Here is a 9,850-nt window from a genome sequence, read left to right as displayed (position 1 = left end):
CGTTCCTCGTGGCGTCCGGCGACGTAGTGGGCGTCCGGCTGGCCACGGTCGACCGTACGTCGAACGCGGACGGCCTGGACACCAGGGCGTACTGGTACGACGGTGCCGCCGAGAAGTACCGGCCGTCCCCCGACCTCATCGCCGACGGCTCCCGGGACGACTTCGTCGCGGCCGTGAAGAAGAACCTGCAGAAGCGGGAGGGAGTCACTCCCGACACCATCGACGCGCTCGGTGACCAGGAGAGCCGCGACGCCTACCTGGACGACATGGCCTTCACCGCCGACGGCGATCTCAAGTTGGACTTCGACCGGGGTACGGTCGGCGTCCCTCCGGCGGGCCGCATCTCCCTCACGCTCCCCAAGGCGACCCTCACCCCGTGGCTCTCCGACTTCGGCAGCCGCGCCCAGCAGCAGACCACTGACCCGGACGACGAACTCGACCTCGGCGCCGCCCACACCCCCGCCGCGACCGTCGCCGCACAGCCGGATCCGGGCAAGGACACCACGGACTGCTCCAAGGTCAAGTGCCTCGCCCTGACCTTCGACGACGGCCCCGCCGCCCCCGAGACGGGAACACTGCTCAAGTACCTCGCCCAGTACAAGGCACGCGCCACCTTCTTCGTCGTCGGCCAGAACGTCGCCGCCCACCCGGACATCGTCCGCGCCGAGATGAAGTCCGGCCACGAGATCGCCAACCACTCCTGGAATCACCCGGTTCTCACCAACCTCACCCCCACCCAGATCCGCTCCCAACTGACGCGCACCAACGCGGCGATCAAGGACGCTACGGGCAAGGAGCCGACGCTGTACCGCCCGCCGTACGGAGCGATCGACGGCGAGGTCCGTGCGGCCACCACCCTTTCTCCCGTCCTGTGGGACGTGGACCCCGAGGACTGGAAGTTCCACGATCCCGCCACGGTCGCCCAGACCGTCATCTCCCAGGCCGAGAAGAACGACGTCGTCCTGATCCACGACATCCACCCCACCTCGGTCGCCGCCGTCCCCGAGATCCTGCGCACCCTCACCGCCCGCGGCTACCACTTCGTCACGGCCAGTCACCTGCGCGCGACCCTCTGAGCCGCGAGGCGGCCTGGTGTACCCGGTCGTCGGCAACGACCGTGGAGCGGACCGACGGAAGGCTGGGGCAGGCCGGTCAGCTGTACTGCCCAGGCCGGGCGGGGCATCAGTGACGATGGTCCGGCAGGAAGGTCAGAACGCCCCGAATGGGGTGCTGGCAGGGGTTGAGGAGGCCGAACGGTGGGGGAAGGGCACCTGACGAAGCCGCTGCTCCCTCGGTCGGCTTCCCCGCGGGGGCGCTGTGGCGCACCTGGAAACCGGGTCGTACGACGACGTCCGGGCTCGCCGGTCAGCCGGACGTGGCGGACCCGGGCGAGGAGCCGGGGCGTCGGTGCGCAGCCGGCCGGTGAACTCCTCGATCGCGCTGGGCGGTCCGGCGACGGCTTCCATCCGAACGTTGATGTCGCACACCCAGCCGTCCGGGCCGAGGTCGGCCGCGGCGCGGTAGACGCGCTCCGTCCCGGGAGGCTGCACCGGCTCCGGCTCCGGCTGCATGCCGCACTGCCCGGGCCGCCGGCGAGGGGCCCGATCTGGATGCCGCGCGCGCTCTGCGCCGCGGAGTTGCGGTCGAGCGGGATGCTGGCCGTGCCGAACCAGCGCAGCCCCGCATCCGTGAGTGCGAACGCCGTGTCCTGCACCAGCGGTCCGCGTGCGGTCAGCGCGTCGGTGACCGCGATGCCGAGCCGGTCGGCGAGGTGGTCGTTGCAGATACGGTCGCGGGCCATCGCGGGCCCGGCGCCGGACTCCGTCGGCATGGTTCCCCGGACACGGTGCTTCTCCGTCTCACCGAGGGCCTGCGCGGGGATCTTGGTGGCGGGCCGTCGTGGCGCGAGGCCTGGACCCGCCTGGTCCTGGCCAGACCGGACATCAGTCCGAGACTGGTACGTGCCCTCCCGGCTGGTGGGGCCGGCTGCGGCGGGCTGGTCGGCGAGGGGCTGCTGGAGAAGTGGCCGTACCAGACGAAGCGGTCCGGTACGACTACGCGCTCACCGAGAAGGGGTGCGATTTCTGCGCCGTGCCGCTGGCGATGAGCCGGTGCGGGGACCGTTGGCTGACGAACCCGGACAGACCGCAATGATGCAAAGACCCTGGGACGAACCGAGAGGCGGCGAGGACAGACCACGACTCCAGTACGCCTGACGAAATCACGATCCTCGGATTGTCACCTCGAACCATCAGGCGCGGATTTACCGGATTCTTCCTGAGCGATGTGATTGACGAGTTCCCCCGGTTCCACATCGAGTCCTGCAGCGATGTCCAACAGCGTAAGAACGCTTGGACTGCGCTGTCCGTGCTCGATATAGATGAGGCCGCGGAAGCTCAGCCCGCTACGTTCTGCGAGTCCTTCCAGGCTGTATCACCGCTCCTCTCTGGAGTGACGGAGTTGCATACCCAGGGACAAGAGTCGCGGGTCCGGTGAAGGTTCACGTGCTGGCACGCGGTGACTCGACCGTCACACCTTTGCGTGCACCATGAACAGCTGTGCACAACTACTGGCGGTAGCGGACAGTATCGCCCTGGCGGACAGCAGAAGGGCCGCCGTGCGCGTCGCAGGCCAGTGCAGCAGGGTCGGCGGCGGTTCCAGCATTCAGCTCAGTTTCGTGGGCAGGACACATGAACAAGCCGATCGAGTCGTTCGACCGCTGGCACAAGAGATACTCCAAACCAGAACGCGGTGACGCCTCGTGCCAATGCGGCACACCACAGCGGCCTTTGTACCCGTCTGCGGACCACGGCCGCGGACATCGCTGGCAAGCGCGGTACACCGGCTGTTCAGGAAAAGAGAAGCGGCCGGCGTTTGCCACCTGGCAGGAAGCCCGCAACTTCCTGGACAAGGTGCTCGTGGAATCCGAACGGCAGACATCGCGAGACAACAGTCCGGGCAGCCTGCCGGTTGAATACTTCGCTGCCGAGATGACGGAAATTCCCAATCGCCTTCGAAGGCCGTCTCACCCCGGCCGCCAACTGACCGCCTACAAGAACTGGATCAGCCGTCTACTGGACACACCCCCTCGGAGGTGTCCATGAGTACAGACTCAGCCGACCGGCGGCTCGATTGCGGAATTCGCGCGAGTCCTGTTTCGTTTGCTGGCGTGCGCTGGTTTTCGGTCAGGGTCGCTCCTTGAGGTTGGACGGGTCTTGTCGTGGCATGAATGGCTGGGTTCCTGAATGGCGAGGGCCTCGTCTCGGAGTGGCTGGCGGGGCTAGTTCCAATGGTGAGAAAAACCGCCGGTTTGGCCAACCGGCGGTTCGCGGCTATGTTCCGCCTCCCTCGGTCTGAGGAGCCGACGCCGGCAGATGAGTATGCGCTGCAGCCCGTAACCGGCCGTAGGCCAGTTGGTTGGGCCCTGTGGTGCTGCGACGGTCCCTTGACGACGTCCGCCTGAGCCCGCAGGCGGGTCGCAGGAGCCGTGGCCTTGGTCGGCCGACATCGCTGGGGCGGATGCGTGACAGCGCGGGGCGAGGTCGTGCACATCGACCTGATTACCCGTCAGTAAAGTCGGCAAGTGGTCGGCATGAGTCCTGCTAAAGCCTGCGAAGGCTTGCCGAACCTGCGAATCGCCGCGGGGGGGGGTGCCCTGGTGTGTGTAAGTCGTGAAGGTGTAGGTCGGGGTGATTGGCCAACCGCCCTGCGGCGCCCCCGCGATGCATCCTGCCCGCTTCCGATCAACCCCGTTCACCCCCCGCCCGCTTCCCTGCACATTCCTTTGGAAAATGCCAAAGCGTTCACCTGCGCCAAGCACACACCGTAGTGTCGTGCTCACGTTCGCGGGAACGGCCGTGCAGGGGGAGGGGGTTCGGCGTGCCCGGAATCGACGAGAGTCTGCTGGAGGCCATGCGGCTGCCTGGTGCTCGAGGGGCGTCGGTGGTCGACTGGATCAGTGGTCTTGCGCTGGGCGCGGTGGGTGACGCACCCGGTGGTGATGCGGAGGCGACGGCTGCGGAAACCGCCGAACTCGCCCGGCTCGCCACCGAGAGCGGCGTGCTCGCCCTCACCGGCGGCGATGACGACACGGGTGAAACCACCGGCGACGGCCCAGGCGGACCGTCCGGCAAGGAACCCCCCGTACAGGACCTGATCATCACGAACGCCGACTCGTACCACCTGCTCAGGTTCGTCACCACGACCTTCGACAGCACCGTGTTCGTGCACTTATGGCTCGACCGCGGCGAAGGGAACCTGGCCCTGGCCCGCATACGCCTGGCCGAGATGGCGGACCGGCTGGTGCTCGGATGACCACACCGACCCCGACGTTGCGCACGGACGAACCCGCCTCGGCCCTGCTCGGCACACTCGCCACACAAGGCGCGACCGGTGCCCTGTCCACCGAGTCGGGAATCGTCTACCTCGCAGCGGGACACGTCGTCCACGTGGAATCCGCCGTCACACCCGACCTCGGCGACCTGCTCACCCACAGTGGTGCGCTCGCCCCGGACGGCTGGTGGGAGGCGATCGACCAGGCGGGCCGCCGCTGCCGCGTCGGACGGCAGTTGGTGGACAGCGGCCGCCTCGCCGCCGGCGCGCTGGAACTGTGCCACCTGGGCGCCCTCTTCGACGCGGCGTACTTCGTCCTCGTCCACGACGGACCGGTGCTCCGGTTCCGCCCCGGAGCCGCACACTGGCTCGGCGCGGTCCGGTCCGTGCCGGTGGACACCGTCCTGCGTGAGTCCAGACGCCGCCGCGAACTGCTGCACCGCATATGGCCCGAACCCGCCGTCGACCGGGCGCCGCTCGCCCGGGTGCCCGGGTCGGACGCCATCGATCTGCCGGCCCGCCGCGGCCGGACCCTCGCCCAGGTCGACGGTGTCCGCACCGCCGCCCAGATCGCGACGGCCCTCGCCTGCCGCACGTTCCACACCCTGGTCGAGCTCCGCCGCCTCGCCGCCGCCGGGCTGGTGGCTCCCGTGGCCCCGCTGATACCCGGCCCCTCCTCAGCCCCGCCCCCAGCCCCGGCGTCCGCCCCCGCCATCGTGTCCGCCGAGCCGGGCCCCACCCGTCGTCCCGTGGCACCGGACGAGCCCGACACCGCACTGCTGCGACGGCTCCTGCACGCCTTGGAGGCACTGTGATCCGCGCGCGAAGACAGCGTGCCGAAAGGAGACTGCTCATGGCCGTCGAGACCGACGTCCTGGACGAACTGCGTCGGCTCCGCACCCGCATACCCCGGCTGACGGGCTCCCTCGCGGCCACCGTCGACGGACTCGTCCTCGCCCACGACGTGCCGGACACCGAGCCCGAGGGACTCGCGGCGCTCACCGCCGCCGCCCTCGGCGTCGCCTACCGCATGACCGACGCCGCCGCCCGTGGCGACTTCCGCGAATTGCTGGTGCGGGGCTCCGGAGGCTACGTCGCGACCTACGCCGCCGGAACCACCGCCGTCCTCACCCTCCTCGCCGAGGACCGCGTCAACGTCGGCCGCCTCCACCTCGAAGGCCGGCGCAGCGGAGCCCGGATCGCCGACCTGCTGGCCACGCGCGTCGGTCCGGGCACCGGCCGCCACGCCGACCGGCCGGTGCACGAAGAACACCTCGCCACGGTGCCCCCGGCCACGGACCGCCCCATCGGCACCCTCCCGGTACGCACCCCGCAGCGGCCCACGCACCGGCCGCGCCCGCAGACCGGCAGCTGAGCCACCCGAACTTCCTGACCCACCGAAGTAGAAGACCCAAGGAAAGGAACCGAGCGCATGGCCAACACGGAGACCGCGCTGAAGGAATGCCTGAGCTCCATCGACGGAGCGACGGCCGCCGCACTCGTCGACTACACCAGCGGCATGGCCCTCGGCACCCTCGGCGGCACCAAGGACTTCAACCTCGAAGTCGCCGCCGCGGGCAACACCGACGTCGTGCGGTCCAAGCTGCGCACCATGGAGCACCTGGGACTCAAGGAGGAAATCGAGGACATCCTGATCACCCTGAACACCCAGTACCACCTCATCCGCCTGCTGAAGGGGCGCGGGGGCAGCGGACTCTTCCTCTACCTCGTGCTCGACGGGAGCCGGGCCAACCTCGCGATGGCCCGCCACCAACTGCGCCGCATCGAAGCCGACCTGGAGGTCTGAACCAGCACACCGGACGGGAGCCCTCCGCCACGCACGCGTCGCGGAGGGCCCCGGCACGCCGCACGGCGACGACATGCGCGCGACCGGCCACGTCTACGGTGGGTGTCATGACGGCACCCCTGGACGTGCTCGTGGTGGGCGCGGGTCCCACCGGACTCGCACTCGCGACCCAACCGCGGTCCAACGTAACCCCGTTCCGGATCGTGGACCGCTCACTGGACCGGGCCCGGGAGTCCCGCGCCCCGCGATCCAGCCCCACACCCTGGAGATGCTGGCCCCGTCGGAGTGACGGACGACCTCGTCGACCGGGGCAACGCGACGGTCGGGCTGCACCTGCAGCTGCCCCGTCGGGTACTGCGCGTGAACCGTCGCGTCGCCGGACCGGACTACCACCCGTGCCGGACCGGACTACCACCCGTGGCCCGGCATCACCCACGCCCTCGTACGACCCGACGGCTACGTGGGGTACCTGGCACGCGGCACCGACCTCACGGGCCTGCGCGCCTACCTCGACCACTGGCTGCCGACCCCGTAGGCCAGGGGCCGGCATCCGTCCGGCGAAGGGATCAGCCGTGGTACGTGATGTACCCGTTGTGGTCCGCGTCGGAGCCGCTCCTGGTGTACGAGTGCACGTCGGCACGGCTGCCGGACGGCTTGTACACGTAGATCGTGTCCTTGTCGTTGTTCCACATGAAGTTGCAGTTGTCGCGGTACACGACGTTCTTCGTGTCGGAGTCGGACCCGTTGCCGCCGCGCAGCTTCACGTAGTCGCCCGGCTGAAGCGTGTGGCTCGCGGTGAAGGTGAACTTGTTCCCCGCGGCGTCCTTCACGACGTACCCCTTGAGGTTCACCGTCGTGGAGCGCGAGTAGTTCTTGATGGTCAGGTACTCCTCGGCGGTGTTCCCGCCCGAGCAGCGGTTGGAGTCGCGGCCGGGAGCGTCGTACTGGATCCCCCGGATCTTCAGTGCGGAGTTGTATTCGGCGGCCTGGGCCGGAACCGCCGACAGGGCGGTCAGGGCCCCGGCGGCGACAGCCGTGGTGGCGACAAGGCGTATACGCATTGGACGTTCGTCCCCCCTGCGTGGCCTTCAGGTGAAGGCAATGTGATGGTTCGGTGAAGCATCCGGATCGTACACGGTTCAAGTACACAGAAGGGCGGGTCCGGTGACATTGCCACCGAACCCGCCCTGCGGGATGTGAAACGTCAGGTGTGAAGCTCAGGCGCCGCTGGCCCGCAGCATGTCCTCACGCTCGACGATCTTCACGCGCTCGCGGCCCTCGGGCTCACCCAGAGCCTTCTCCGCCGCGTCCAGCTTGTACCAGCCGTCCCAGGTGGTGAAGCGGATGTCGCGCTCGGCGAGGAACGCGTCCACGGCCTCGGGGGCGGGGGTTGCGGGCGTGTGCAGTCGTTCGTTGCGGTAGTCGTCCAGCAGGTTCGCCACGGTCTCGTTGGCGTCGCCCTTGGTGTGTCCGATGAGGCCGATGGGGCCGCGCCGGATCCAGCCGGTCACGTACGTGGACTGCAGGTGCTCGCCCGACTCCTGCATGATCCGGCCGCCCTCGTCCGGAACGGTGCCGGAGTCGATGTCCCAGGGCAGCTTGGGGAGCTTGTCGGACAGGTAGCCCACCGCGCGATACACCGCTCCCACGTCCCAGGTGTGGAAGGTGCCGGTGCCCTTGACGTTGCCCGTGCCGTCGAGTTCCGTGCGCTCCGTGCGCAGGCCGACGACCTTGCCGTCCTCGCCGAGCACCTCGACCGGCGACTCGAAGAAGTGCAGGAAGAGCTTGTGGGGGCGGTCGCCGACGTCGCGGATCGCCCAGTTCTCCAGGGTCTTCGCCACCATGTCGGCCTGCTTGTTGCCGCGCCGCGTGGTGATCGAGCCCTCGTCGTAGTCGATGTCCTCGGGGTCGACGATGACCTCGATGTTGGGGGAGTGGTCCAGCTCTCGCAGCTCCATCGGGCTGAACTTCGCCTGCGCCGGGCCGCGGCGGCCGAACACGTGGATCTCCTTGGCCCGGTTGGCCTTGAGGCCCTCGTGGACGTTGGCCGGGATCTCCGTCGGCAACAGTTCGTCCGCCGTCTTGGCCAGGATGCGCGCGACGTCCAGCGCGACGTTTCCGACGCCGAGCACGGCGACCTTCTCGGCCTCCAGCGGCCAGGTGCGCGGCACGTCCGGGTGTCCGTCGTACCAGGACACGAAGTCCGCGGCGCCGTACGAGCCGTCGAGGTCGATACCCGGCAGGGAGAGCGCCCGGTCGGCCGTCGCGCCGGTGGCGAAGATCACGCCGTCGTAGAAGGCGCGCAGGTCGTCCAGGCCGATGTCGGTGCCGTAGTCCACATTGCCGAAGAGCCGGATCTGCGGTTTGTCGAGCACCTGGTGCAGGGCGGTGATGATGCCCTTGATCCGCGGGTGGTCGGGAGCGACGCCGTAGCGGATCAGTCCGAACGGCGCCGGCATGCGCTCAAAGATGTCGATGGACACACCGGGGCCGGCGGCCACCTCGGACTTGAGCAGGGCGTCGGCGGCGTAGATCCCGGCGGGGCCGGATCCGACGATGGCTACCCGCAGGGGGCGGGGCATGGTCAGGTTCCCTTCGAGCGGCGACAAGCGATCTCGACGGGAAGCCTAAACTAAGGCATGCCTAAGTCGGTACGAGGGTCCGGTCTATGAGCTCATAAGGCTACTTTATGGGGGGTCCCCAGTGGCGCTTATGGTAGGGGCTGCTCCGCCCAGATCACCTTCCCCGCGGGCAGATACCGCGTCCCCCAGCGTTCCGCGAGCTGCGCGACGAGGAAGAGGCCCCGCCCGCCCTCGTCCGTCATGGTCGCGTACCGCAGACGCGGCGAGGTGCTGCTGCTGTCGAACACCTCGCAGATCAGGTTGCGGTCGCGCAGCACCCGTACGCGCATGGGGCCTCCGCTGTACCGGAGCGCGTTGGTGACCAGCTCGCTCAGGATCAGCTCCGTGCTGAACGTCAGCTCGTCCAGACCCCACTCGGCCAGCTGCCGGCTGACCGCCGCCCGCACCTCGCCCACGGCCGCCGGGTCGGCCGGCACCGGCCACTCGGCGACCTGGTCGGCGGCCAGTGCCCGGGTGCGCGCGACGATCAGCGCGATGTCGTCGCTGGAACGGGCCGTGAGCTGCGAGTCGAGCACGACCCGGCAGGTGTCCTCCGGCGACTCGTCGGCCCTGCCCAGCGCCTCGCGCAGCATCTCCAGGCCGACGTCGATGTCCCGTTCCCGGTCCTCGACCAGCCCGTCGGTGTAGAGCACGAGCCGGCTGCCCTCCGCCAGATCCAGCTCCGCCGTCTCGAACGGCAGACCACCGAGCCCCAGCGGGGGGCCGGCGGGCACGTCGGGGAACTCCACACTGCCGTCCGGGTGGATCAGCGCCGGCGGGGGATGCCCGGCCCGCGCGACGGTGCAGCGCCGGGAGACCGGGTCGTAGACGGCGTACAGACAGGTCGCGCCGGTGACCGGGGCGCTGCCCTCGTCCTCCGTCTCGTCCTGGTCGATGCGGCCGACCAACTCGTCCAGCAGGGCGATCAGTTCCTCGGGCGGCAGGTCCAGGGCGGAGAAGTTGTGCACCGCGGTGCGCAGCCGCCCCATCGTGGCCCCGGCCGGGCTTCAGCTCCGCCAGGATCGCCTCGATGTGACGCTCGACCTCGACGGCGAAGTCCACCCGCGGTCCGCCGAACCCCTGGGCGACC

At 69.4% G+C, this 9,850-nt stretch carries 9 protein-coding genes and 3 pseudogenes; 7 read left to right on the top strand and 5 right to left on the bottom strand.

Features of this window, described 5'->3' with window-relative positions; translation table 11 throughout:
• The coding region (locus tag ABZ281_RS22520) for a polysaccharide deacetylase family protein (RefSeq protein ID WP_356658034.1) at nucleotides 1–1,076 on the top strand (1,076 nt) is incomplete at its 5' end.
• A 566-nt stretch (nucleotides 1,077–1,642) separates the two neighbouring features.
• Here the strand turns inward: ABZ281_RS22520 and ABZ281_RS22515 are convergent.
• A pseudogene (locus ABZ281_RS22515) lies at nucleotides 1,643–1,822 on the bottom strand (transcriptional regulator); the annotation flags it as partial.
• Nucleotides 1,823–2,238: 416 nt separating this feature from the next.
• On the bottom strand, nucleotides 2,239–2,427 hold the full coding sequence (locus tag ABZ281_RS22510) for a helix-turn-helix transcriptional regulator (RefSeq protein ID WP_356658036.1): 189 nt from the start codon (nucleotides 2,425–2,427) through the stop codon (nucleotides 2,239–2,241).
• 263 nt (nucleotides 2,428–2,690) lie between these two features.
• Here ABZ281_RS22510 and ABZ281_RS22505 point away from each other — a divergent pair, with 263 nt between their 5' ends.
• The 6 genes and pseudogenes from ABZ281_RS22505 to ABZ281_RS22480 form a co-directional block, all read left to right on the top strand.
• Nucleotides 2,691–3,104: a hypothetical protein gene (locus tag ABZ281_RS22505; RefSeq protein WP_356658032.1), complete on the top strand. Its 414-nt coding sequence runs from the start codon at nucleotides 2,691–2,693 to the stop codon at nucleotides 3,102–3,104.
• A gap of 775 nt (nucleotides 3,105–3,879) precedes the next feature.
• Nucleotides 3,880–4,314, top strand: a complete 435-nt coding sequence (locus tag ABZ281_RS22500) for a hypothetical protein (RefSeq protein WP_030847277.1) — start codon at nucleotides 3,880–3,882, stop codon at nucleotides 4,312–4,314.
• Nucleotides 4,311–5,147, top strand: a complete 837-nt coding sequence (locus ABZ281_RS22495; protein ID WP_356658030.1) for a hypothetical protein — start codon at nucleotides 4,311–4,313, stop codon at nucleotides 5,145–5,147. Before ABZ281_RS22500 ends, ABZ281_RS22495 begins: the two co-directional genes overlap by 4 nt.
• Nucleotides 5,148–5,185: 38 nt before the next feature.
• Nucleotides 5,186–5,707: a roadblock/LC7 domain-containing protein gene (locus ABZ281_RS22490; RefSeq protein WP_356658028.1), complete on the top strand. Its 522-nt coding sequence runs from the start codon at nucleotides 5,186–5,188 to the stop codon at nucleotides 5,705–5,707.
• 57 nt (nucleotides 5,708–5,764) lie between these two features.
• The gene (locus tag ABZ281_RS22485; RefSeq protein ID WP_031110827.1) at nucleotides 5,765–6,139 is read left to right on the top strand and encodes a hypothetical protein; all 375 of its coding nucleotides are present in this window, start codon (nucleotides 5,765–5,767) and stop codon (nucleotides 6,137–6,139) included.
• 424 nt (nucleotides 6,140–6,563) lie between these two features.
• A pseudogene (locus ABZ281_RS22480) lies at nucleotides 6,564–6,674 on the top strand (hypothetical protein); the annotation flags it as partial.
• A 31-nt stretch (nucleotides 6,675–6,705) separates the two neighbouring features.
• Here ABZ281_RS22480 and ABZ281_RS22475 read toward each other — a convergent pair.
• The 3 genes and pseudogenes from ABZ281_RS22475 to ABZ281_RS22465 form a co-directional block, all read right to left on the bottom strand.
• The gene (locus ABZ281_RS22475; RefSeq protein WP_356658026.1) at nucleotides 6,706–7,200 is read right to left on the bottom strand and encodes a lamin tail domain-containing protein; all 495 of its coding nucleotides are present in this window, start codon (nucleotides 7,198–7,200) and stop codon (nucleotides 6,706–6,708) included.
• A gap of 156 nt (nucleotides 7,201–7,356) precedes the next feature.
• Nucleotides 7,357–8,721, bottom strand: a complete 1,365-nt coding sequence (locus tag ABZ281_RS22470) for an FAD-dependent oxidoreductase (RefSeq protein ID WP_356658024.1) — start codon at nucleotides 8,719–8,721, stop codon at nucleotides 7,357–7,359.
• A gap of 128 nt (nucleotides 8,722–8,849) precedes the next feature.
• A pseudogene (locus ABZ281_RS22465) lies at nucleotides 8,850–9,755 on the bottom strand (ATP-binding SpoIIE family protein phosphatase); the annotation flags it as partial.
• Between the last annotated feature and the right edge of the window lie 95 nt (nucleotides 9,756–9,850).

The sequence above is a fragment of the Streptomyces sp. NPDC006265 genome, from assembly GCF_040613555.1.
Classification (GTDB): Bacteria; Actinomycetota; Actinomycetes; order Streptomycetales; family Streptomycetaceae; genus Streptomyces.
Note: the sequence above shows the minus strand (reverse complement) of the source record. Positions and strands in the feature narration are given on the sequence as shown.